The 22930-nt window shown below is 62.3% G+C and carries 21 protein-coding genes and 1 other RNA gene; 3 read left to right on the forward strand and 19 right to left on the reverse strand.

Features of this window, described 5'->3' with window-relative positions; translation table 11 throughout:
- Positions 1-118 precede the first annotated feature (118 nt).
- The 5 genes from thiI to H7C19_RS31940 all read right to left on the reverse strand — a co-directional run bounded on the left by thiI (position 119) and on the right by H7C19_RS31940 (position 4372).
- A complete protein-coding gene (gene thiI / locus H7C19_RS31920) occupies positions 119-1339 on the reverse strand; it encodes a tRNA uracil 4-sulfurtransferase ThiI (protein ID WP_185673134.1) in 1221 nt (406 codons plus the stop codon).
- 6 nt (positions 1340-1345) lie between these two features.
- A complete protein-coding gene (locus H7C19_RS31925; protein WP_185673135.1) occupies positions 1346-2503 on the reverse strand; it encodes a cysteine desulfurase family protein in 1158 nt (385 codons plus the stop codon).
- 165 nt (positions 2504-2668) lie between these two features.
- The gene (locus H7C19_RS31930; RefSeq protein ID WP_246470154.1) at positions 2669-3463 is read right to left on the reverse strand and encodes a lytic transglycosylase domain-containing protein; all 795 of its coding nucleotides are present in this window, start codon (positions 3461-3463) and stop codon (positions 2669-2671) included.
- A gap of 83 nt (positions 3464-3546) precedes the next feature.
- Complete coding sequence (locus tag H7C19_RS31935; protein WP_185673136.1) at positions 3547-3765, reverse strand: DUF1540 domain-containing protein; 219 nt, start codon at positions 3763-3765, stop codon at positions 3547-3549.
- 112 nt (positions 3766-3877) lie between these two features.
- On the reverse strand, positions 3878-4372 hold the full coding sequence (locus H7C19_RS31940) for a DUF3907 family protein (protein WP_185673137.1): 495 nt from the start codon (positions 4370-4372) through the stop codon (positions 3878-3880).
- A 227-nt stretch (positions 4373-4599) separates the two neighbouring features.
- Here H7C19_RS31940 and H7C19_RS31945 point away from each other — a divergent pair, with 227 nt between their 5' ends.
- The 3 genes from H7C19_RS31945 (at position 4600) to H7C19_RS31955 (ending at position 8505) form a co-directional block, all read left to right on the forward strand.
- On the forward strand, positions 4600-6582 hold the full coding sequence (locus tag H7C19_RS31945) for a S8 family peptidase (RefSeq protein ID WP_185673138.1): 1983 nt from the start codon (positions 4600-4602) through the stop codon (positions 6580-6582).
- Between the two features lie 728 nt (positions 6583-7310).
- On the forward strand, positions 7311-8030 hold the full coding sequence (locus tag H7C19_RS31950) for a DsbA family protein (RefSeq protein ID WP_185673139.1): 720 nt from the start codon (positions 7311-7313) through the stop codon (positions 8028-8030).
- Positions 8031-8043: 13 nt separating this feature from the next.
- Positions 8044-8505: a disulfide oxidoreductase gene (locus H7C19_RS31955; protein WP_185673140.1), complete on the forward strand. Its 462-nt coding sequence runs from the start codon at positions 8044-8046 to the stop codon at positions 8503-8505.
- A gap of 101 nt (positions 8506-8606) precedes the next feature.
- Here the strand turns inward: H7C19_RS31955 and H7C19_RS31960 are convergent, their stop codons facing one another.
- From H7C19_RS31960 to H7C19_RS32025, 14 genes are all read right to left on the reverse strand, one after another.
- The gene (locus H7C19_RS31960) at positions 8607-9839 is read right to left on the reverse strand and encodes an aminopeptidase (RefSeq protein ID WP_185673141.1); all 1233 of its coding nucleotides are present in this window, start codon (positions 9837-9839) and stop codon (positions 8607-8609) included.
- A gap of 368 nt (positions 9840-10207) precedes the next feature.
- Positions 10208-11419: a GTP-binding protein gene (locus tag H7C19_RS31965; protein WP_185673142.1), complete on the reverse strand. Its 1212-nt coding sequence runs from the start codon at positions 11417-11419 to the stop codon at positions 10208-10210.
- A gap of 84 nt (positions 11420-11503) precedes the next feature.
- Complete coding sequence (locus H7C19_RS31970; RefSeq protein WP_185673143.1) at positions 11504-12520, reverse strand: metal ABC transporter substrate-binding protein; 1017 nt, start codon at positions 12518-12520, stop codon at positions 11504-11506.
- A gap of 3 nt (positions 12521-12523) precedes the next feature.
- On the reverse strand, positions 12524-13426 hold the full coding sequence (locus H7C19_RS31975) for a metal ABC transporter permease (RefSeq protein WP_185673144.1): 903 nt from the start codon (positions 13424-13426) through the stop codon (positions 12524-12526).
- Positions 13375-14085 carry a metal ABC transporter ATP-binding protein gene (locus H7C19_RS31980; protein ID WP_185673145.1) on the reverse strand — a complete coding sequence of 237 codons (711 nt, stop codon included), beginning with the start codon at positions 14083-14085 and terminating at the stop codon, positions 13375-13377. The genes H7C19_RS31975 and H7C19_RS31980 overlap by 52 nt, the downstream gene beginning before the upstream one ends.
- Before the next feature lie 241 nt (positions 14086-14326).
- Positions 14327-14815 carry a Fur family transcriptional regulator gene (locus H7C19_RS31985; protein ID WP_185673146.1) on the reverse strand — a complete coding sequence of 163 codons (489 nt, stop codon included), beginning with the start codon at positions 14813-14815 and terminating at the stop codon, positions 14327-14329.
- Positions 14816-14980: 165 nt separating this feature from the next.
- Positions 14981-15395: RNase P RNA component class A (gene rnpB, locus H7C19_RS31990), an RNA gene on the reverse strand.
- 108 nt (positions 15396-15503) lie between these two features.
- Entirely contained in the window at positions 15504-16619 is a 1116-nt protein-coding gene (locus H7C19_RS31995) for a Nif3-like dinuclear metal center hexameric protein (RefSeq protein ID WP_185673147.1), read from the reverse strand.
- Positions 16586-17395, reverse strand: a complete 810-nt coding sequence (locus tag H7C19_RS32000) for a tRNA (adenine(22)-N(1))-methyltransferase (RefSeq protein WP_185673148.1) — start codon at positions 17393-17395, stop codon at positions 16586-16588. Before H7C19_RS32000 ends, H7C19_RS31995 begins: the two co-directional genes overlap by 34 nt.
- Positions 17396-17397: 2 nt before the next feature.
- Entirely contained in the window at positions 17398-18231 is an 834-nt protein-coding gene (locus H7C19_RS32005; protein WP_185673149.1) for a hypothetical protein, read from the reverse strand.
- Between the two features lie 105 nt (positions 18232-18336).
- On the reverse strand, positions 18337-19461 hold the full coding sequence (rpoD, locus tag H7C19_RS32010) for an RNA polymerase sigma factor RpoD (protein WP_185673150.1): 1125 nt from the start codon (positions 19459-19461) through the stop codon (positions 18337-18339).
- A 36-nt stretch (positions 19462-19497) separates the two neighbouring features.
- Positions 19498-21303: a DNA primase gene (gene dnaG / locus H7C19_RS32015; RefSeq protein ID WP_313732052.1), complete on the reverse strand. Its 1806-nt coding sequence runs from the start codon at positions 21301-21303 to the stop codon at positions 19498-19500.
- A gap of 56 nt (positions 21304-21359) precedes the next feature.
- The gene (locus H7C19_RS32020; protein WP_185673152.1) at positions 21360-21830 is read right to left on the reverse strand and encodes a YaiI/YqxD family protein; all 471 of its coding nucleotides are present in this window, start codon (positions 21828-21830) and stop codon (positions 21360-21362) included.
- Positions 21831-22109: 279 nt separating this feature from the next.
- Positions 22110-22916: a pyruvate, water dikinase regulatory protein gene (locus H7C19_RS32025; protein ID WP_185673153.1), complete on the reverse strand. Its 807-nt coding sequence runs from the start codon at positions 22914-22916 to the stop codon at positions 22110-22112.
- Positions 22917-22930: the final 14 nt, after the last annotated feature.

Below are 22930 nucleotides of genomic sequence, written 5' to 3' on the forward strand. Positions count from 1 at the left end.
CTTTAATGCAATGCCATTGAACTAAACTACCTACATTCGGTGAAAGCGCCGATACCGCGTCGATGTAGGTTAATTGAACTACCTACATTCGCCGAAACCGTCGACAGCCCTTCGACCCTCAGAACCAGCGGTCCTCTTCCGCGTTTCTCGCGCCTTCTCGTCCTTGCGCGGTCATGACGACCAGCTCGGTCCCCGCGACCGCCTCCTCAATCAGCCGATTCAGCTCTTCTCCGAGCTCGTGTTCGACGCTCTCGACGACGCGCAGATTCGGATTCGTCGCCGGCGACTTCGGCACGAACAGCGTGCAGCAATCCTCGTAAGGAAGAATGGACGTCTCGTACGTCCCGATCCGCTCCGCGTAACGGATAATCTCCTGCTTGTCCATCATGACCAACGGCCGAAGCAGCGGCAGATCGATCTCCCGGCCGATCACGTTCATGCTGCCGAGCGTCTGGCTCGCCACTTGTCCCAGGCTGTCCCCCGTCACGAGCGCCAGCGCCCCCCGCTGCTCGGCGAGCTTCTGAGCGATCCGCAGCATCGCCCGGCGCATCAGCGTGATGATGAGATGATCTTGCTTGCTCTGCGCCAGCCGCGTCTGCAGCTCCGTGAACGGAACGAGATGCAGCTTGATTCGCCCCCCGTAGTGGGCGAGCCGCTGCGTCAGCGTGACGACCTTCTCCGTCGCCTGCTCGCTCGTGAACGGATAGCTGTGGAAATGAATCGCTTCGATCTCCAGTCCTTTGCGCATGGCCATCCAGCCCGCCACCGGGCTGTCGATCCCGCCCGAGAGCAGGAGCATCGCTTTGCCGTTCATGCCGAGCGGGAAGCCGCCGGCCCCCGGCACGACCGTGCAGTACACGAACGTGCCCTGCGGCTGAATATCCACTTTCAGCTCGACGTCGGGTTCGCGGATGTTCACTTTGAGCGCGGGCGTGTTGCGCAGGACGTGCGCGCCGACCAGATGGTTCATCTCCTGCGAGACGTGGGGGAATTCCTTCCAGGCCCGCTTCACCGTCATCTTGAACGTCGCCGGCGCCGGCCGGTGCGCGTTCATGACGGCCAGCGCCGCCTCGCGAATGGCGCCGAGCTCGTTCGCCGCGCGGACGGCCGGACTGAAGGATCCGATTCCGAACACGTCCCGCAGCGCGGCCGAGACGCCGTCCGCGTCTTCGCCGTTCAAGGTGATGTACACCCGGCCGTACGATTTCTCGTAAGTAAGCCTCTCGTACGCCGTCAACGCCTGCTTGATCTTGGCGAGCATCAGGTTCTCGAATTTGCCGCGGTTGCGGCCTTTGATCGTGAGCTCGCCCAGTCGGACTAGCATATAGTCGTAATACATGATCGTTTAAGTCCTCTCCAGTGGCTTCAGTTCGGCGACGGCCTTCCGCAGCCGCTCTGCCAGCATATCGATCTCGGCTTCTCCGTGCTCGTCGCCGAAGCTGATGCGGATGCTGCCCGAGGCGCGGTGCGCCTCCATGCCCATCGCGAGCAGCACGCGGCTCGGCTTCAGGCTCTTGGAGGAGCAGGCCGACTGCGTCGAGACGAGCACGTCCTGCTTCTCCAGCATGTGCACGATAACCTCGGGGCGCATGCCGGGGTACGAGACATTCACGATCTGCGGCGCGGACGCCGTCTCGGACGCGGAGCCGTTCAGATGAAGCTCCGGTATCTCCCGGATATGGCCGATCAGCCGGCTGCGCAGCGCATACATGCGTTCCCTGCGCGCGGACATCGTCTCCGCGGCGATGCGCAGCGCCTGCGCGGCTGCCACGATCCCCGGCAAGTTGTGGGTGCCGCTCCGCGCGCCGTCCTCCTGTCCGCCTCCGGCCAGCAGCGGCGACAGCTCGAGCCCTTCCCGCACGAGGAGAAAGCCGACGCCCTTCGGACCCTGGAACTTATGGGCCGAAGCGGCGTACAGGTCGATCCCCCATTCGCGCCATCGCACGGGCACCTTGCCGATCGCCTGCACGCCGTCCACGTGGAACCGCACCTGCGGGTAGTTCGCGAGCAGGCGGCCGATCTCCTCGATCGGCTGGATCGCGCCCGTCTCGTTGTTCACATGCATCACGCTGACCAGCACGGTATCCTCGGCGATCGCCGCGGCTACGTCCCAGGCGGAGACGACCCCCTGTTCGTTGGCCGGCAGATAAGTCACCCGGACCCCCGAAACTTCCAGCTGCTTCGCACAGTTGTAGACCGAAGCGTGCTCGATCGCCGTCGTGACGATATGCTTGGACGCCTTGCCGCTATGGGCGATCGCGCCTTTGATCGCGAGATTGTTGCTCTCCGTTCCGCCCGAAGTGAACACGACTTCGCCGGGCTTGGCCCCGAATACGCTCCCGACGGCCGTCCGCGCGCGCTCCACGAGCTTCAGCGCTTCCGCGCCGGCCCGGTGCAGCGCGCCCGAGTTCGCGTAGTGAAGCGTCATCAATTCGCCGACCGTGCGCACGACCGATTCCAGCGGAGGCGTGGAGGCGCAATGGTCGAAATACAACGTCTTCAAGATGATGATTCCTCCTTCTCCCAACGGTCAATCTACCGTCTACCGGCAGCACGGCTTCGCCGTCTTCCCCGATAGACCGAATTCCAAAAGAAAAAGATCAACGGCGGGCAGCTGCGCCCGCCTTGATCCCCTTGCCGTACCAGTTATCGCCCTAATCGGGGCGCCTTATAACGAAGCTGCCCAATGACTTCGGGCGCTCAGCACTTTGCGGATATAGCCCTGCGTCTCTTCGGGCAATTCGGACAACCGGGCGGCCACGTCTTCGTTCGTGTACAGGCCAAGCCGGTCTACCCTGCCCGGTCCGGCATTATAAGCGGCCAACGCGGTCATCTCGTTGCCGTCGTACTTCCGCATGAGATAGGACAAGTAGCGGCTGCCTCCGTCGATGTTCTGCTGCGGGTCGTATACGTCCGAGACGCCGAGCCCGCGCGCGGTGCCGTCCATGAGCTGCATCAAGCCCTTTGCCCCGGCCGAGGAACCGGCATCCGGCCGGAAGCCGGATTCGGTCTGGACGACGCCCTTGATCAGCGCCGGATCGATGCCGTAGCGCGAGGCGGCGGCGACGATCAGATCGTCGTAGGCCGAAGTCGAAGCATGGCCGTCTGACGACAGGCCGGAAGCATACGGTTGAAGCGCGCTCCAGGCGGACAAGCTGCCGGGTGCGCTTAATCCGGTATTGCCCGAACCGGTCAACGCGGACAAGCCGCCGAGGGAACCCAGTCCGCTATAGCTCGAGGAATCGGTCGACATATCGTAAAGCGAAGTAGTAGCCGAAAAGGTCGGATTCAATAATTGCGAGAGCATCTGGCTGAACAGGTTGTCTCCCGAATCTCCCGCGGAGGAGATCGAAGAAGCGTCGCTATCCAGCGGGTTCGCGCCCGCCGTCCATTGCGCGAGCAACAATTGCTTGAGGACCCGAGGATCAATGGAAGCTGCGGCTGCCGAGTTCATCACTGTCATGAAGGCTGATCGCTCCTGGAAAGTTGTACATGATTAGGTTCATTGTACAACATGTACGGCCATTCGACCAGTCCCGTCGACAATTACTGGCGTTCTTCCTTCGGCCGGAACGTCAGGCAGCAGGTCGCCTTGGAGCTGGATGCCTGATCCTGATGCGCCTCGAACGATTCGTCCGCGAACTCCTCGTTCAGATTGCGCTTGGCATGGGCATCGATCTCGATGGCGATCTCCTGCGCGGCGCACCGGTTGCCTTCGCCCCAGAACGAACAATTGCTCACGCTGCATGCGACGCCGTTTGGCATAAAAGCAATCACCCCCCGATCCGTAGTGTGCGCCCCTTAAAGGCGTCTATACGAATCGGAGGGTGGGGGTTGCAGGGAACGCGCAGGTCCCCGAATCTCGATGATAGGTCGATTATTTGGATTGCAGTCTGCGCTGCGTCAGGTACTCGCTCTCATAGTAGGAGAGATCGTCCCGCAGCTCTTCGTAAACGCGCGACACCTGGAGCACGAGATCGCGCGCGACGCGAACGGGCTTCGCACGGAAGCGAATGGCGTCCTGCCCCGTATAGGCGTAGCGTCCGTCTTCCGAATAGCCCTCGTTCTTCGGGTAGAAGAAGGCGTTGACGCAATGATGATAGACTTCGTAAAGCGAGCGTTCGGCCGCTTCCCCGTCGAAGTTCGGACGGCGGAGCAGCGCTCCCAGCTTCTCGTAAGAGACCTCGGAGAACACAAGCAGCTGGCGAAGATCGGACAGCAGTCCGGCGTAGAATGTAGCGGATTCGGCATGGTCTGGTTCAACCAACTGCGGTAGCGCGTGTCCGTTCAGGAATGTTTCAAGTTCGTCGATGGCCGCTTTTAATTTCTCGCGGCTGGACTCGGCTAGCGCCTTCACGTTGGCGGATGGCATCGGTGGCTTTCCCCTTTCCCTTGTACACATACATAGGCGTACCGGCTTCCGTGTGCATTTGCGAGCACAAGGCCATAGGTACGCGACAGACCCATCGTACCATAAATCGGATGGAAACGGTACTGGCAGGGGGGCAATTCTTCCGTATATTTTTCCCTTCGCGCCTCACTCTAAGAAGACGATCGCCGCTCGACGAAGCCGATTATCCGAAGGAGGCCGAATTCCCCATGCGCCGTTTCGCGCTGCTAGGACTGTTGTTCACCGCCGCCGTTACCCTGATGGTCTTTCCGCTGATCGTCCCGCAGAAGCCGGCGCCCCAAGCGTCGCCCTCTCCGCCCGCGGCGGTTGCCCCGCGCGCGCTGTCCGCGAAGCACGAAGCGCACGACAAGCGCCTCAGCCTGCAAAGAGACATGGACGCGACCGCGCAGCTCTGCCGCATCGAATGCAAGCAAGACGTCGGGGCGCTGCTTCACGGCGCGCATGCCCTATCGGCGACCGATAGCGACCGGCGCGGCCGGACGCTCCGCCAGATGGCGCAGGCGCACCCGCACTTCCAAGCGCTCGAGTGGCGGGAAGGCGAGAAGACCGTCACCGCCGGCACGGTTCCGGACGGGCTGCGGCAAGCCGGAGACGGCGCATGGGCGCGCGGACGCGAAGCCTTGAAGAAGGGAGCCGGCTACGAGTCGCCCTCCTTCGAGCTGAAGGGCAAGCGGTACTTCGTTCTGGCCGAGCCCGGCGACCGTCCCGGCGAGGGCATCGCGGCGCTCATCCGCGAGGATATCGTCAGCCAAGTGGAGAAGCACCAGCTCCGCAACCTGCGTCTTGTGCCTTACCCGTCCGAGGGCCGCTATCGGATCGAGTCCGTGAAGCCGAACACGCTAAAGGATACGACCGTGACCAACGGCGAGGACAACGGCAACGCCAGCCATTATGCCATCGACGAAGTCGTCGTCAAATTCCGGCGGGCGCTGACCGCAAGCGAGCTGCTCCGCCTGCGCAAGGAGCTTCAGTTGACGGTCGTCCGGCGCCACCGGGGCCACATCTATCTGTTCCGGTCCAAGCGCTACAAGACCGAGCAACTGATCGTCTACTTCCGCAACAAATGGAACCCGGTGTTCGCGGAACCGCATTACTTGTATCTCACGAACGGGATGAAGCCGGCCGCGGCGCCGCGGTTGAGCGCCAAAGCCGCGCCGCCTCCGGCCGACCTCGTGCCGAACGATACGCTGTACAGCAAATACCAATGGAATCTGCCCGAGATCGCGACCGAACAGGGCTGGCGGGTTACGAAAGGGAACCGGGACGTCGTCGTGGCCGTTGTGGATACCGGCGTTCAGCTCGACCACCCCGACTTGCAGGGCCGGCTCGTAGACGGCACGAATATCGTCGATCCGTCCGCCCCGCCCAACGACGATGTCGGCCATGGGACGCACGTGGCCGGCATCATCGCCGCGGAGGTGAACAATCACGAAGGCGTGGCCGGCATGACCTGGTATACGAAGATCATGCCTGTCAAGGCGCTGGACAGCACCGGCGCAGGGACGACGTATTCGGTCGCCGAAGGGATCATCTGGGCGACCGACCACGGCGCGCAGGTCATCAACCTCAGCCTCGGCAACTACGCCCAAGCGCAGTTCCTGCATGATGCGATCAAGTACGCCTACGACCAAGGCGTCGTCGTCGTCGCCGCCAGCGGGAACGACAACACGGATCGCCCGGGCTATCCGGCCGCCTATCCCGAAGTCATCGCGGTCGGCGCGACGGACCCGGACGAAGCCCGGGCGGCTTACTCCAACTACGGAAGCTATATCGACGTCGCCGCGCCCGGCACCCAGATCGCCAGCACCTATCCCGGCAGCCGCTATGCGGCGCTCTCCGGCACCTCGATGGCCAGTCCCCATGTCTCGGCGCTCGCCTCCCTCATCCGCGCGGCCAATCCGCAGATGACCAACGTCAACGTCGCCGAATTGATGCGCAAGACGGCCAAGGATCTGGGAGCCGCCGGCAAAGACAACGACTTCGGCTACGGGCAGATCGACGTCCGGGCGGCCGTGTCGGCGGCGGGCGGCGGAGCCGTTAGCGCGCCGGCTTCCGCGCCTTCCGGCGCGGCGGAAGCCAGCAAGGCCGCCGGCGCGGAGACGAAGCTGCTCACGGCGCGGCTGCTCGACCGGCTGCAGCAGCTGCTCTCCTCCTTCCTCGGCAAGCGTTGAGGCTCGGTCGCGAACACGAGGCTGTCCCGGAAGGTCGAAGACCGATGGGACAGCCTCTTTGCGCGCCTTCGCCTCTGCGAGCCAAATGTGTCGTACCCCGTACGTCACATTGCGCGTCTTCGCCTCCTGCGGGCCTAATGTGTCGTACCCCGTACGTCACATTGCGCGTCTTCGCCCCTGCGAGCCAAATGTGTCGTACCCCGTACGTCACATTGCGCGTCTTCGCCTCCTGCGGGCCTAATGTGTCGTACCCAGTACGTCACATTGCGCGTCTTCGCCTCCTGCGGGCCTAATGTGTCGTACCCCGTACGTCACATTGCGCGCCTTCGCCTCTGCGAGCCTAATGTGTCGTACCCCGTACGTCACATTGCGCGTCTTCCCCTCTGCGAGCCAAATGTGTCGTACCCCGTACGTCACATTGCGCGTCTTCCCCTCTGCGAGCCAAATGTGTCGTACCCCGTACGCCACATTGTGCGTCTTCCCCTCTGCGAGCCAAATGTGTCGTACCCCGCACGCCACTTTACGCGTCTTCGCCTCTGCGAGCCTAATGTGTCGTACCCCGCACGTCACATTGCGCATCTTCGCCTCTGCGAGCCTCATGTGTCGTACCCCTAATTTGCTTTTTTGTCATACAATCCTTCCCGAATCTCATGCTTTTTTAAGCAATTACCTTTACAATAGAAAGTTGAAAGCGTCGCGCAACATTAGCCAGGTAGGGGGAAAATCGATTGCAAAAATCACAGCGCAAAGCCGAAGATCGGGTTAAAAAACAAATCCAAGCGCAGCGGAAGCAGCGGCAAACGCGAATCTGGGTCTGGTCGACCGTCGTCGCCTTCGTCGCCCTCATCGTGTTGGTCGTCGTCTTCAAGCCCGAAGCCAAGCCGGCCAGCTTCGAATACGAAAAGCTGCCGACGCTGGGGCAGTCGAACGCGCCCGTCAAAATCGTGGAATTCGGCGACTACAAATGCATCACCTGCAAAATGTTCAGCCAAGAGATCGAGCCCCAGCTGCAAAAGGACTTCATCGATACCGGCAAAGCTTCGCTGTCCTTCATGAACTTCATGATCATCGCGCCGGATTCCTACACCGCCGCGCTCGCCGGACAAGCCGTCTTCCATCAGAGCAACGAGGAATACTGGAAGTTCTACGACGCGGTCTACAAAAACCAAGGCGATGAGGGGGTCCCCTGGGCGACTTCCGACTATTTCGTGAAGCTGGCCAAGGATCTCGGTCTCAAGCTCGATTACGACAAGCTGAAGCAGGACATCGACAACGAGACCTACAAGGACGAGGTCAACGCGCAGGACAAGCTCGCCCGCAACAAGCTGAAGCTGGGCGGCACGCCGAGCATCTTCATCAACGGCAAGAAGCTCACCGACAACCAGGCGTTGCAATACGCGAACCTGAAAAAAGAAATCGAGAAGGCGCTCGAAGAAAACAAAGGCTGACGGAGGGACTCCCGTGCGTGCTCTCATTCGCTCCAACTATCTCTATCTCGCTTGGGTCGTCTCCCTCGTTGCCACCGGCGGCAGCTTGTTCCTGAGCGAAGTGATGGCTTATGCGCCCTGCAAGCTGTGCTGGCTGCAGCGGATCTTCATGTATCCGCTCGTGCTGCTGCTCGGCCGGGCGGCCATCAAGGACGACCGCGGCATCGTCGGCTACGCGCTGCCGCTGGCCGTCATCGGCGGCTTGTTCTCCCTGTACCACTACGGAGAGCAGCAGATCCCGGGCCTCGCCAAGCTTCTCCCTTGCACGGTCGGCGTGCCGTGCAACGAGGACTACCTGGACTGGTTCGGCTTCATCACGATTCCGTTCTTGGCGCTCGTCGCCTTCCTTCTGATTTCGCTTCTGCTCGTCTTCGGCCGCCGCTGGGACCGGCAGACGGAAGGCGCGGATGCGGAAGCCGATGAGATTGAAGGCTAATGCGCCGACTCGAATCGCTCGCCACCAAAAAGGAGCGCCCCGTCCATATCGGACTGGGGCGCTCCCTTTTGGTATGGGCCTAATCTTGCCCGGACGGGCGTTCAGATCGCCCAATTGCCGGCCCGGAAAATCGGCACGACCGTCCCGTCGCGCCGGATTCCGTCGATGTCCATCTCGGCCGAGCCGATCATGAAGTCGACGTGCGTCACGCTGGCGTTGACGCCGTGAGCCGCCAACTGCTCGGGAGACATCGTCTTGCCGCCTTCGATATTAAAGGCGTAGCCGCTGCCGATGGCTAGATGGTTCGAGGCGTTCTCGTCGAACAGCGTATTGTAGAACAGGATGTTCGATTCCGATATCGGAGACCGGTGCGGCACCAGCGCCACTTCTCCGAGATAGTGCGAGCCTTCGTCGGCTTCCACCAGCTTTTCCAAGATCGCCTGCCCTTGCTCGGCCTCGACCCGCTCGATCCGGCCGTTCGCGAACGTGATCTTGAAGCCGTCGATGAGATTGCCGCCGTAGCTGAGCGGCTTCGTACTCGATACGTAGCCGTTCACACCGTCCTTCAGCGGCACCGTGAACACTTCCTCGGTCGGCAGGTTTGCCATGAACGGCACGCCGTTCGGACGCTCGCTGGAGGCGCCGACCCACCGATGCTTCTCGTGCAGCTCGATCGCGAGATCGGTGCCCGGCGCCCGGTAGTGCAGCTTCTGGAAGTTGTTGGCGTTCAAGACATCTACCTTCGCATGCAGCGTGTCGTTGTGCCGGCGCCAAGCTTCGACCGGATCCTCCGCCCGCAGCCTCACCGCGTCGAAGATCGCCTGCCAGAGCCGGTCGACCGCCTCGTCGACGGACACGTCGGGGAATACTTTCGCCGCCCATGCCCGGGAAGGCGCGGCAACGACCGACCAGCTGACCTGATCGGACTGAACCGCTCTCCGGAAAAGCTCCAGTCCCGCGCCAGCGGCTTTCTGATAGTTGCCGATCCGCTCGGGATCGATGCCTTTCAGAAGATCGGGATTCGACGAGACGAACGAGATGAAGCAGGCTTCCCGCTCGACGAGGGCGTTGCGCTTGGCCGTCTCCCATGCGGGGAAGACCCGGAAGACGTCGTCCGCCGCCCGTTCGTACCGCAGGCGCGTCACCGTATCGTCCAGCCAATCGACATGAACGTTGCTGGCTCCCGCTTCATAAGCTTCCGCGACCACGATTCGCGCGAGCGGCGCCGTTTCGATCTGGCTGGAGATGAATACCTCTTGCCCCGGCTGTACGTTCACCCCCACATGGACGATCAGTTTGGCGTAACGCTGCAATTGCTTTTCGAATTCGCTCATCTATCTGCACGCTCCACTCTCATTGAATATCCGCTTCTCATTGTATCGTATCCGCGTCCGAATTTCCTCATTCCGGACGCTAATGGTGCGTGACGGATTCAAACGGAGCCTTCGCGCGCGAAGGAACGTGCAAGAGGAGCCGCCGAATCGCATACGCGGACGTGAAAAAGGAGCAGGCCATCCGGCTCGCCCGGCGGTTGCTCCTTCTCCTTATTTGCCATCTTCAACTGCTCCTGCCCATGCATCTTTCTCCTTAGCGTGCCTCTGCGCATGCCTTTGCGCAGGCTTCCGTTTCGGTTTCCTCTTCCGCTTTTATTTGCGCTTGCGCTACCGCCTCTACTTCTATTCCTTCTCCTCTTGCCAACGCATCATCCCGTGACTTCGCTCGCCCATTCGTCCGCGCCCGCCGGGAACGGGTCGGCCAGCGTACGCCAATCGGCGGTCAGCTCTTCTTCGCTCAGCAGGCATGCGTCCAGCTCGGCTTCCAGCTTCGGCCGGTCCATCTCGATGCCGATCAGAACGACCTTGTTGACGCGATCCCCGTAGTCCGGGTGCCAAGCTTCCCGCAGCTCCGGCTCATCGCGCAGCAGCGATTCCCGCTCCCAGGACGGCAGCGCGGCCGCCCAGAGACCCGCCGGCCCCACTTGGATCGACGGACCGGCCTGGCTGAAGCTCTGGGCCATCTTCTCGCGCGTCGCGAGCCACAGGATGCCCTTCGCGCGGACGACTTCCGCCGGCCATTGCGACATCCAGTCCATGAGCCGCTCCGGATGGAACGGCCGTACCCGCTGGTAGACAAAAGACGAGATGCCGTACTCCTCGGTCTCCGGCGTATGCGCGGGCTTTTCCATCTCGCGCTTCCATCCCGCGGATGCGCTCGCTTCGTCGAAGTCGAACAGCCCCGTGTTCAGGATGGCGGACGGCTCGACCGCGCCGCGCGTAGTCCTTATGAGGCGTGCCCGCGGTTGCAGCGCGCGCAGAACGCCTTCCAGCTCGTCCAGCTCCTCCTCGCCTAGGAGGTCGCACTTATTCAAAAGCAGTACGTCGCAGAACTCGATCTGATCGATCAAGAGATCGACGACATGGCGCGTATCCTCCTCCCCGACCGCTTGGCTGCGCTCGAGGAGCGTGTCGCCGGACGAGAAATCGTGCCAGAAGCGATAGGCGTCCACGACGGTCACCATCGTGTCCAAGCGGCAAAAGCGGGTCAGGTCGATATCGAGCGTCTCGTCGATATAGCTGAACGTCTGGGCGACGGGAACAGGCTCCCCTACGCCGGTCGATTCGATCAGGATGTAGTCGAATCGGTCTTCTTTGGCGAGCCGCTCCACCTCCCGCAGCAGATCCTCCCGAAGCGTGCAGCAGATGCAGCCGTTCGACATCTCGACCAGCTTCTCGTTCGTGCGCGACAGCCCCCCTCCGTCCCTGACCAGCGCCGCGTCGATGTTCACCTCGCTCAGATCGTTCACGATCACCGCGACCTTCAACCCGTTCCGGTTGTTCAAGACATAGTTGAGGACCGTCGTTTTTCCCGCGCCGAGATACCCGCTCAGCACCGTTACCGGCAGTTTCTTCGTCATGGCTTCGACTCACTCCTTCTATTGTTGTATGCGCGCGGAGGAAAACGACGGGCGCCGCCTGTCCTGTCGCCTTCCTATCCGCCTCTATTCGTTTAGCGCTTGGCGCAGCGCGGCCAGATTGCTCTCCATCACGGCGATATAGTCGAGCCCCTGCTTCCTCTCGTCGTCCGTCAGACCTTCCAGCGGGTTCAGGACGGCCGTCTTGGCGCCGGTCTCGTCCGCGATCGTCTGCGCGATCTTCGGATCGACCAGCGTCTCGAAGAAAATCGTCCGGATCTGCTGCGCCCGGACGGTCTTCACGACTTCGGCCATGCGATCCGGCGCGGGCTCCTGTTCGGGCGACAATCCGGCGATTGGCACTTGGGTCAAGCCGTATTGCTTCGCCAGATAGCCGAACGCTGCGTGCTGCGTCACGAAGTCTTTGCGCTTCGCGTCTTTAAGCCCCTCTCGATAGTCACGGTCCAGCGCCTTCAGCTTCGCGATGTAGGCGTCGGCGTTCGCCTGGTAATCCGCCTTGTGATCGGGATCGGCCTCGGCGAAGGCGGCGGCGATATTCGTCACCTCCCGCTGCGCCAACACGGGATCGAGCCAGACGTGCGGATCCTGCGCATGACCGTCCGCCGAAGCGTCGTGCGCATGGCCTCCCTCCTCCTCTTCATCCGCTAAGCCCTCTTGGAGAGCGATGCCGTCGCTAGCCTTCACCGCGACGCGCTTGCCGTTCGCGGCGCTCTCCAGCGCCTGCTCCGCCCAGCCTTCGACAAGGCCGTTGTAGACGAAGACGTCCGCTTCCGACAATCGGACCATATCCTTGGCGCTCGGCTCCCAGTCATGCGGTTCGGTGCCGGCGGGGATGAGCAGGGTGACGTCGGCACGGTCCCCCGCCACCTGCTTGCTGAATTCGTACATCGGATAGAACGAAGCTACCGCCTGTAGCTTCTTCCCGCCGGCGGCCGTCGGAGCGGACGCGCCTTCGGAGGCGCCGGAAACCGGGCTTGCCGGATTGCCCGTTTGCGCGGTCCCGCCGGATGTGCCGCCGCAGCCGGACAGCAGCAGCGCGAGGGCGGCTACAGCCGCCGTCAGAGTCAAATGTTTGGTTCGCATTCGTTAAGATCCTCCTGATTCATGCGTAGATAGGGATGGGTTCGAATACCGCGCTTCGTTGAGGGGCGGTTGCTCCGACGCCTCGCGGACGGACGTTCTGCGCTTGCCCAGCATGGTCGCGAGCTTCCGCGCGGCGATGCCGACGACGAGGAAGACCAGCAGAATCAAGGCGATCGTGCCGCCCGGCGGCGTGCTGAGCGCGAAGGAAGCCGCCAGTCCGGACCAGACGCCGGTCAGGCCGAAAAGCATGGCCAGGACGAGCGCAGCGGTGAAACCGGATGCGATTCGAATGGCGAGCGCGGCCGGCAGGATGATGAGCGCCGAGACGAGCAGCACGCCCACGATCGGCATCGCGGCGGCCACGACCATGCCGGTGACGACGCTGAACGCCAGCGACAGCCACCGGACGGGAACGCCGCTCGTCTGCGCCGTCTCCTCGTCGAAGGTCATCTGGTACAGCGCCCGCCGGCAAACGAGGAAAAACACGGCCGCGAGGGCCGCGACGCCGAGCATGAGCGTTAGCTCCGTTCGGTTCACCGCCACCAAGGAGCCGAACAGGTAAGACGAGAAGCTCTTGTTGACGTTCCCCGCTAAGCTCATGAGGATGACGGCGCTCGACAGGCCGCCGACCATGATGATCGCGACCGAGATCTCGCTGAACGTCCGGTACGCGCGTCTCACGTATTCGACGGCGACCGCGCCCGCGATCGCCACGACGAAGCCGGCAACCGTCGGATTCACGTGCAGATAGGCGCCGCCGGCAATCCCCGCGAGAGAGACGTGGGAGAGCATGTCGGCCATGAGCGCCTGCCTTCGCAGCATCAGGTAGACGCCCAGCGAGGAAGCCGCGAGCGCTAGGAGAGCGCCGGCGCAAAATGCCCGCTGCATGAAGTCGTAGTGCAGCATCGCATCCCTCCGTTCTCCAGCCGCTCCAGCACCACGACGCGGTCCGCGTACGGATAGGCTTCGTTCAATTCGTGCGTGACCATCACGATCGCCCGCCCGCGCGTCTTCGTCTCCTCCCGCATGAGCGCGTAGAAGCCGGCCCGGCTCTCCGGGTCCATGCCGGCCGTCGGCTCGTCGAGCGCGAGCAGATCCGGCTCCATCGCGAGGGCGCGGGCGATGCAGATGCGCTGCTTCTGCCCGCCCGACAGTACTCCGATCCGGCGGCCCCGCTGTTCCCACATGCCGACCTGGCGAAGCGCTAGTTCGGTCGCGGCCCGATCCTCCTCCCGCAGCCTGCGGAACCAGGCGCCGCCCGCGTGACGGCCGGAGCGCACGAATTCGAGCACCGTGCTCGGAAAGGCGCTGTTGAACGCCGCCAGCTGCTGGGGCACGTAGCCGACGACGAGCCGCTTGCCCGCCTTGCCGCGCGAGGCGATCCGAACGTCTCCCTCCCAGGGTTTCAGCAGACCAAGCATCAGCTTCAGCAGCGTCGTCTTCGCGGCGCCGTTCGGGCCGGCGACCGCGACGAGTTCGCCTGGCAGAACGTCGAGGCTTACCCGTTCCAAGGTTGGGAAGCTGCCATACCCGAATCGGACGTTGTCCAAGCTCATCAATGACATCTTTGAGCCTCCTTTCAACCAATCGTAATAATTACTATAATGGATCATAGAAATGGAAAGCGCCCAATAGCGCTTCGCTTGCCGCAAAGATCCGCCGTCCGTTTTTCGAAAAGGTTTTGCATTAATCGTAATCTTTACACTTTAACAATATAGCAACGAACATTCCGTCCGTCAAGCCGCCAGCCTCAAAAAAAACGCCGCCCGGCATCCTTGCGGATTCCCGGAGCGGCGCCGAGGTCTTTTAAATTTCCTTGGCGGACGGATCTTGCTGGCATTGCTCGCATACGCCGTAAATCTCGAAACGATGATTCAAGATCCGATAGCGTCCCGGCAGATCGAGCGATTCCTTCATCGGGCAATAGTCGAACGTGAGCGTCTTCTCGCAGTTCGTGCAGATGAGATGATGATGGTGATGCTTGATGCAGTTCGCCTTGAACTTCAAGCCGCCGTCCATAAAATAAAATTGCTCAAGCACGCCCATGTCGCTCAGCATCCGCAAGTTGCGGTAGACGGTGTTAAAGCTGACGCTCGGATATTTGACGGATAGTTGATCGTAGACGTCCTTCGGCGACAGATAGCCGTCCGTAGCGGCGAAGATCCGGGCCAGCGTCCGCCGCTGGTCCGTGATGCGCCATCCGGCCTGGTTCATCGCGTTCAACATATCCTGAATCGTCTCGGACGGGCTCTGCGCGTGCGCGGCATGATCATGGCCGCTTCCTTGCTCGCTCATGTCGATCACCTCCTGTCCAGTCTATATTAGCAAGCCGGGCGGGCTAAGTACAATCCTGCTTGATCGAAGTCGGTTCCGATCGGCATGGAGGTCCGCCGGTGCTGTCGGAATCGTTCAAAAATGCCCAAAACCCGCCAAGCTGCGCTTCGCGGGTTTTGGGCAAGTACGGAAAGCTCGCCGTAAGCCGGGTTCTGTACTTCCGGTGGTCGTCGCGGACCTGGCGGTCCTCCCACGGATGGAAGCGACAATCATCTTTCTAGGCCGTACGTTGCCGCACGGCTCAAGCGACCAACCCGAACGCGCCCCGGGCTAGGGCTGCGGCCTCGAGAGCCGCTGCGTTCCTCTTCGGTCTTGCTCCAGATGGGGTTTACCAGGGGCAAAGTCGCCAGTGCCCCTCGTGGTCTCTTACACCACGGTTCCATCCTTGCCTGATCCGCTCTCGCGAGCGGCCATCGGCGGTCCATTTCTGTGGCACTATCCTTCAGCTCGCGCTGACTGGACGTTATCCAGCATCCTGCCCTGTGGAGCCCGGACTTTCCTCTCGCGGCGCGAAGCCGCCAGCGATTGTCTGTCGAACTTTCCGATCTGCAACGTATAGTATAACGCGAATCGACAAGGAACACAAACGGCAATGGTTGGAGACGCGGATCGGCAGCACGGCGAATCGGCCGACCGAAATCTTACGCCGTTACCGCAGCCGGAACGGCTCGGTATCGATCCCGGAGGCGAATACCTCGGTCTCGTAGCCCTTCTCCCGCAGCCGCGCCTGCAGCCATTCCGCCACCTTCGGCTTCATGATCTTCTCCGCGTTGTGGCCGGGGTCGACGAGCGCGAGTCCCGCCGCTTCTGCGTCCTGCGCGCTATGGTAATCGATATCGCCCGTCACGAGCGCGTCGGCGCCCGCGAACTTCGCATGCCGAATGTAGCGCGCCCCGGAGCCGCCCAGCACGGCCACCTTGCGGATCGGCTTCGCCGGATCTCCTACAATACGGACGAACGGGACGTTCAGCGCCCGCTTCACCCGTTCGGCGAAGGCGTCAAGCGGCTCGGCCGCCGGCAGCATCCCTACGCGTCCCAAGCCGAAGGAACGGCCTTTGAGATCCATCGGATAGAGGTCGTATGCGACCTCTTCGTAAGGGTGGGCCTTGAGCATCGCCTGCACGACCGCCTTGCGGACGCTGTTCGGCACGACCGTCTCGATCCGCACTTCGTCGACGCTTTCCCGCTTGCCGGCTTGGCCGATGAACGGCTCGCTCCCTTCCTCGGGCCGGAACGTTCCCGTCCCTTCCACGTTGAAGCTGCATTGGCTGTAATTGCCGATCCAGCCCGCCCCCGCGCCGAACAGCGCGCTGCGGACCGTCTCCTGATGCGTCCGCGGCACGAATACGGCCAGCTTGAACAGCTGATCGGTATGGACTTCCTCCAACACGCCGCGCCCTTCGAGCTCCAGCGCCTCGGCCATCCAGTCGTTCATGCCGCCTTCGGCCGTATCCAGGTTCGTATGCGCGACGTAGACCGCGATATCCCGGCGCAGCAGATCGGCGGCGAGCGCGCCGGCCGGCGTATCCGTCTGCAAGTGCGCGAGCGGCCGGTAGATGACGGCATGATGCGCGATGATGAGCTCCGCGCCAAGCTCGCCCGCTTCGGCGACGACCGCCGGATTCACGTCCAACGCCACGAGCACCCGCCGCATCTCCTTGCGGAGCGTGCCCACCTGCAGCCCGATCTTGTCGTCCGGTACCGCAAAGTGCTTCGGCGCCAGCCTCTCCATCAATTGAACGACCGTTTCTCCGCGTGCGTACATGCGAGCACCTCCTCGATTCGTCTGGACGTGTCTTCCCACGCCCGCGCCTTCTCTTCCGCTTCGGCCGTCTGGCCGAGTCGGAGCTGCGCGAGAATCTTCTCCCGCTTGGCCAGCTCCTCCCGCCACTTCGCCCGGAACGTCTCGTCGGCTTCGCGGAGCAGCAGCGGTCCCATCGTCTGCATCAGGTCTTCCGGAACCTCCGGATAACAGGGGGTGAGCAGGGCCGCGTCGTACAGACGGGCGTTACGATCGGCCGCTTCCGCGGCGTCGGCGACGTATTGCGCCCGCAGCAGCGTATACGCCTCGCCGTCCTCCATCAGGATCCGCTCCCGCTCGAGCACGTATTGATGCTCCGCGAGCCAGCGCCGCACCTGGTCCTCGGCGACGTGCGGCGACAGGATCAGCGTCCTCACGCCCTGGAGGCGCGACCCTGCGGCGTCAAGCAGGCGGACCATCAAGGAGCCGCCCATCCCGGCGATGCAGACCGTGTCGACTTCGCCGGGAGTCAAGACGGCCAGCCCATCGCCGTGGCGGACGGAGACGATGTCGGTCAGTCCGGCGGCAGACACCTGGCGCCGCGCCGCTTCGACGGGACCGGCGTGAACGTCGCCCGCGACCGCGAAGACAATCCGCCCCGATGCGGCCAGGTAGACCGGCAGCAGCGCGTGATCGGTGCCGATATCGGCGAACCTGGCCCCCTGCGGGACCCAATCGGCCAATGCGGCGAGCCGGCGGGACAGCTTCAGCCCCGCCGCGTATTCTTTAGCTTCAGTCATCTCTATGCAACCCATTCCATCCATTGTTTTCGCAGCCGGAACATGCCGATGCCGGCTATCGCGATCTTAACCAGAAACTCCAGTTGAATCCAGGCTCGGTCGATATTCAGCAGCGCCGAGTAGACTTCGGGCATGAACCAGAGGATCAGCGCCGTCGCGAACATCACGGCGCCGGCGGCCCGGAGCTTGACGTGCGTGAACCAGCTCAGCCAGACGAACAGCAGCGCCGCGGGGAGCCAGAACACTTGCACTTCGAGCCAGGAAGGATCCGGCACCTGACGGGACAGCATCCAGCCATACAGTCCGATCATCCCCAGCCATCCGAGCCCATGCAGCACGGCGAACCGCAGCGCGATGCCGCAGCCGATCCAGACGATCGACGACAGGGCCAGCAGCACGATCGGACCCGTCCCGCTTGTCCAGCCGTGAATCGACAGCACCGCCATCCCCGTCCCGAACAAGTAGAGCATGCCGGCCCCGATCAAGAGGAGACCGCGGGCGGGCAGGCGCTCGCGCCACCAGGCCCCGAGCCCGACGAAACCAGCCGTGCCAAGGCCCGCGATGGCGATTTGCAAAGCCGCCGGAAACGCGCTAAAATGAAGTACAACCAGACAGATCAAGGAAAAAATGACAATGACAAGCAGCCATTGTTTGCCGGACGCTTGGCCGACCCGGCGGACGGCTTCGCCGAACGCGCCCTTCGGCCGGTCGGTCAGATCGTCCAGGTACAGATTTTGCAGAAAGTCGCAATACTGCTCGGGCAGCAGCTTGCCTCGCCGCCACGTTTCGATTTCTCGCACGACCCATTTCTTCCGGTCTTCATCCAATGCTGGCACGCCGCCCGCTCCTCTCGCAATCGACACGGTTCCTGGAACGCACAAGAGACCTTCCAACCGACTGACTCGGCAGAAGGCCTCCTGCAAGACGCTATCATCTCATTCTTATTCGAGGAAATCCTTCAAACGCTTGCTCCGGCTCGGATGACGCAGCTTGCGCAGCGCCTTCGCTTCGATCTGCCGGATCCGTTCGCGCGTCACGCCGAACACCTTGCCCACTTCCTCCAGCGTCCGCGTCCGTCCGTCATCCAACCCGAACCGCAGCCTCAGCACGTTCTCTTCCCGTTCGGTCAACGTATCGAGCACGTCTTCCAATTGTTCCTTGAGCAGCTCATAAGCCGCCGCGTCGGCAGGCGCCAGCGCTTCCTGATCCTCGATGAAGTCGCCTAGGTGGGAGTCGTCCTCTTCGCCGATCGGCGTCTCGAGCGAGACCGGCTCCTGCGCGATCTTCATGATCTCCCGGACTTTGTCCACGCTGAGATCCATCTGCTCCGCGATCTCTTCCGGCGTCGGCTCGCGGCCCAATTCCTGCAGGAGCTGCCGCGATACGCGTATCAGCTTGTTGATCGTCTCGACCATATGCACGGGGATCCGGATCGTCCGCGCCTGGTCGGCGATCGCGCGGGTGATGGCTTGGCGAATCCACCAGGTGGCGTACGTACTGAATTTGAAGCCCTTCAGGTGGTCGAACTTCTCAACGGCTTTGAGGAGACCCATGTTCCCTTCCTGGATCAGATCCAAGAAGAGCATGCCTCGTCCGACATAACGCTTGGCGATGCTCACGACGAGACGGAGGTTGGCTTCGGCCAGCCTCTTCTTCGCTTCTTCGCCGTCGTTCCCGCCGATCTCGATCTTGCGCGCCAATTCGATCTCGTCGTCCGCGCCGAGCAGCGGCACGCGGCCGATCTCCTTCAAGTACATCCGGACCGGGTCGTTGATCTTGATGCCCGGCGGAAGCGAGAGATCGTCGTCGAAGTTGAAGTCGTCTTGACCTTCCTCTTCGTTGTTCGATCCGATCTCGTCGTGATCGTTCACCACTTCTATGCCCAGATCCGCAAGCTGCTCGAAGAAATCGTCGATCTGCTCCGGATCCTGATCGAATGGAGACAATTTCTCCATGATGTCTTTGTAGGTGAGCGCGTTCTTTTTCTTCCCTTGCTCTATGAGCTGAGCTTTGACTTGCTCCAGCGTCGATTCCGTCTCGAGCCCGGTGTGTTGATCGTTCGCCATTTCCGACTCCCTCCTCCCCGTCGTCCCAACGCCGGCCTACTTGCGTTGTTTCTCCAGGGCGATGATCTCTGTTCCTATTTGTACGGCTAACATGATGTCGCCTGCCCGCTCCGCGCGAAGCATCTCTTCCTTTTTCCGGTCGATATCGCGGGATAGCGAAGCCTGGCCGATCGTGCGCAGGCAATCCTCCAGCACCTTGTCGTCGAAAGGCGTATCTTCGAGGGCGATGGCGCTGCAGGTCCTCTCCAGGCGGTCATGCTGAAGGTAAGCGATGAACCGGCCTGCGTCTGGCTCGTTGCCTTGCGCGTAGTAAGCATATAAATAAGCAGCGATTGCCGCGTGATCCTCTACATGAAAACGGTCCCCCAACCGGTTCTGGACGAGGAAAGCCGTATCCGCATCTTGCATCATCCAGGAGATAAGCTGGCGCTCGGCTTGAACGAAAGCGGGCGATAGCGGCGGATGCTTGGATGAACTTCGCTTTTCATTCCATTCATTATTCCACGTTCCGCCCGGAATATCCCCAGTCGTTCCCAATTTCTCTTGCCGCCGAACGTCGACGACGTCCTGCTTCAACGTGTCCAGGGAAACGCCGAATTCCTGCGCGAGCTCCTTCAGAATCAATTCCCGTTCCGTCGGGGATTCCCTGCGCGCGACGAGGCGAATCGCATCCTTCAAGTACCGGATCTTCCCATCTTCTTCTAGAAGTATATGGGATTTCCGCAAATAGATGAGCTGAAATTTGACGGCGGAGACGGCACCTTCGATCGTCTCCCGTACAAAAGCCTCGGGCCCGTTCTCGGTGATGTACTCGTCCGGATCCATGCGTCCCGGAAGCATCCCGACCCGAACGCGTATGCCCGCTCCTTCCAGCAAGGGAATGCTCTTCTGGGCGGCGGCTTGTCCGGCGTCGTCGCCGTCGTAGCAGACGATCGCCTCGTCCGCGAACCGCTTCAGCAGCGCGGCGTGCTCGGCGGTGAGCGCCGTGCCCATCGTCGCGATGCCGTTGGCGACGCCTGCGGACCATGCCTTGATCACGTCCATGTAACCTTCGAACAGCACCGCCTGACGGGACTTGCGGATCGCGCCCTTCGCTTCGTGCAGCCGGTACAGCGTCCGGCTCTTGCTGAACAGCGGGGACTCCGGCGAGTTCAAGTACTTGGGCTGCCCGTCCGACATCAGTCTTCCCGCGAAAGCGACGAACTTCCCGTCGCCGTCGTGAATCGGGAACATGACCCGATCGCGGAACCGGTCGACGAAGCCGTCCCCCTCGTGTTTACGCGAGATCAGCCCCCCGCGTTCCATCTCGTCCAATTCGTAGCCGTTCCTGGTCAGCGCCTGCGTCAACGTATCCCAGCGGGCGGGCGCGTAGCCGATGCCGAACTCTTCGATGAGCTTGTCGTTCAGGCCGCGCGAGCGCAAGTAGTCCATCGCGGGCGTCCCGGCAGCCGTGTTGCGCAGGATGTAATGGTACACCTTGGCCGTGAAGGCATGCGCGTCGACCAGCTTGGCCCGCTCCCGCTGCCGCGGCGTCTGCTCTTCCGGCTGGGCCGACCAGGTGATCGGGATCGCGGCTTCCTCGCACATCCGCTTGACGGCTTCGGGGAACGTCTCGTTCTCCATCTCCATGACGAACTTGATGACGTTGCCGCCTTTGCCGCAGCCGTAGCAATGGAAGATTTGCTTCTCCGGGGTGACGGTGAACGAAGGCGTCTTCTCCGAATGAAACGGGCAGAGGCCCTTCAAATACTTCCCCTGCTTGGACAACTGCACGTAACGGCCGACGGTCTCCCCGATCTCGAAGCGCCGCAGCACCTCGTCGATGGTCTCTTGTGGAATCATGCCATGGTTCATACACTGTCCACCTTAGCCGATGGTTCGGCACGTATTACAATTCGCTAAACGTCTGGATTCTCCTGCATCCCCCGCAGTAGATATGTCAGTTTTTGTTGAAACCGGGCGCGGTCCTCGTCCGAGAACGGCTTCGGTCCGCGGGTCCGCATGCCCCCTCGCCGCTGCTTCGCGGAGAAATGGCGCTGCGCCAGCAGCCCGTCGATGTCGTCCTCGGCGATGCGTTTGCCGCGAGGCGTCAGCACCGCCGCGCCCCGCGCGAGTCCCAGCGCGGCCAATCCGTAATCGCCCGTCACCAGAATATCCCGCTTCGTCAGCGCGTTGGCGATATAGAGATCGGCCGCCTGGTCGCTGGCGTCCACCGTGACGACCTCCACCCGGTCCTCCGGCACGAGCACGTGCGCATGCGAGGAGACCATAAGGGCGGTCGCCCCGCACGCCTGTACCGCGCGCGCGATCTCGGTCTTCACCGGACAAGCGTCGCCGTCGACGACGACGCGATTTCGGAACGGTATCATTCGACATCCCCGCAACTCGTAATTACTTTTGAGATCATTATTATATACGCTGCGCGCGTCCAAAATCCTGCCAGCGTCCCATTAAATTTCAAAATGATATACCTATCGACCGGGGATGTCAAGACTTTTGCCGCGAGAATGTCGAAATTTTGTCAAATCTTTACTCCCAAACCGGGCGAACGCAGGAACAACCAGCCGCCTGATGCAGGCTAGCCGGTTGTTCCGGGTCTTGTTCTGACGGCTTGCGTATGCAACCGCCGCCGCATCCATCTCCTGCCTTTACTGCTCGAAATGCTCCATGATCAGGCTGGCCGTCTCTTCGACCGCCTTGTTCGAGACGTCGATGATGACGCAGCCGATCCGCTCCATGACGCCGTGCGCGTAAGCCAGCTCTTGGGCGATCCGCTCCGGCGTCGCGTAGGACGCCGTATTCGGCAGGCCGAGCGCCTTGAGCCGCTCCTTGCGGATCGCGTTCAGCGCGTCGGGCCGAATGGTGAGCCCGATCACCTTGCGGACCGGCACCTGGAACAGCTCCTTCGGCGGCGTCAGCTCCGGCACGAGCGGGACGTTCGCCACCTTGTACGTCTTGTGGGCCAGCACCATGGACAGCGGCGTCTTCGACGTTCTCGACACGCCGGTCAGCACGATGTCGGCCTTCATGACCCCGGCGACGTCGCGCGCATCGTCGTAGCGCACCGCGAATTCGACCGCTTCGACCTTGCGGAAGTAGCCGGCGTCGAGCACGTGGTTCAAGCCCGGCTCGTGCCGCGACTCGCGGCCGAACTGCCGCTCCATCTGGCCGATGAGCGGCCCGAGCAGGTCGATGGCGGCGATCTTGCGCCGCGCGGTCTCCTGCGTCATGTGGTCCCGCAGCTCCGGGATGACCAGCGTGTAGAGCACGATCGCCTGCTCGGTCGCCGCGATGTCGAGGATCGTGTCGATCCCTTCGCGGCGCTGGATGAAGCCGGCCCGACGGATCTGAACGTTCAAAGGATGGAACTGCGCGGCCGCGGCGCGCACCGCGAGCTCGCCGGTATCGCCGGCGGAGTCGGACACCACGTATACCGTAACGCTTGAAGTCGCCATCTTGCCTCTCCCTT

The sequence above is a fragment of the Cohnella nanjingensis genome (assembly GCF_014212125.1).
GTDB classification, from domain to species: Bacteria; Bacillota; Bacilli; order Paenibacillales; family Paenibacillaceae; genus Cohnella; species Cohnella nanjingensis.

Bases quoted from the DNA above. Each gene is read 5' to 3' on its own strand.
- H7C19_RS32025 (WP_185673153.1), bottom strand. From the start codon at position 22,916: ATGGCGACTTCAAGCGTTACGGTATACGTGGTGTCCGACTCCGCCGGC.
- H7C19_RS31980 (WP_185673145.1), bottom strand. From the start codon at position 14,085: ATGTCATTGATGAGCTTGGACAACGTCCGATTCGGGTATGGCAGCTTC.
- H7C19_RS31940 (WP_185673137.1), bottom strand. From the start codon at position 4,372: ATGCCATCCGCCAACGTGAAGGCGCTAGCCGAGTCCAGCCGCGAGAAA.
- H7C19_RS31960 (WP_185673141.1), bottom strand. From the start codon at position 9,839: ATGAGCGAATTCGAAAAGCAATTGCAGCGTTACGCCAAACTGATCGTC.
- H7C19_RS32020 (WP_185673152.1), bottom strand. From the start codon at position 21,830: ATGATACCGTTCCGAAATCGCGTCGTCGTCGACGGCGACGCTTGTCCG.
- H7C19_RS31985 (WP_185673146.1), bottom strand. From the start codon at position 14,815: ATGAGCGAGCAAGGAAGCGGCCATGATCATGCCGCGCACGCGCAGAGC.
- H7C19_RS31975 (WP_185673144.1), bottom strand. From the start codon at position 13,426: ATGCTGCACTACGACTTCATGCAGCGGGCATTTTGCGCCGGCGCTCTC.
- H7C19_RS32000 (WP_185673148.1), bottom strand. From the start codon at position 17,395: ATGACTGAAGCTAAAGAATACGCGGCGGGGCTGAAGCTGTCCCGCCGG.
- thiI (WP_185673134.1), bottom strand. From the start codon at position 1,339: ATGTATTACGACTATATGCTAGTCCGACTGGGCGAGCTCACGATCAAA.
- H7C19_RS31995 (WP_185673147.1), bottom strand. From the start codon at position 16,619: ATGTACGCACGCGGAGAAACGGTCGTTCAATTGATGGAGAGGCTGGCG.
- dnaG (WP_313732052.1), bottom strand. From the start codon at position 21,303: ATGATTCCACAAGAGACCATCGACGAGGTGCTGCGGCGCTTCGAGATC.
- H7C19_RS31970 (WP_185673143.1), bottom strand. From the start codon at position 12,520: ATGCGAACCAAACATTTGACTCTGACGGCGGCTGTAGCCGCCCTCGCG.
- H7C19_RS31930 (WP_246470154.1), bottom strand. From the start codon at position 3,463: ATGACAGTGATGAACTCGGCAGCCGCAGCTTCCATTGATCCTCGGGTC.
- H7C19_RS31965 (WP_185673142.1), bottom strand. From the start codon at position 11,419: ATGACGAAGAAACTGCCGGTAACGGTGCTGAGCGGGTATCTCGGCGCG.
- rpoD (WP_185673150.1), bottom strand. From the start codon at position 19,461: ATGGCGAACGATCAACACACCGGGCTCGAGACGGAATCGACGCTGGAG.
- H7C19_RS31945 (WP_185673138.1), top strand. From the start codon at position 4,600: ATGCGCCGTTTCGCGCTGCTAGGACTGTTGTTCACCGCCGCCGTTACC.
- H7C19_RS31935 (WP_185673136.1), bottom strand. From the start codon at position 3,765: ATGCCAAACGGCGTCGCATGCAGCGTGAGCAATTGTTCGTTCTGGGGC.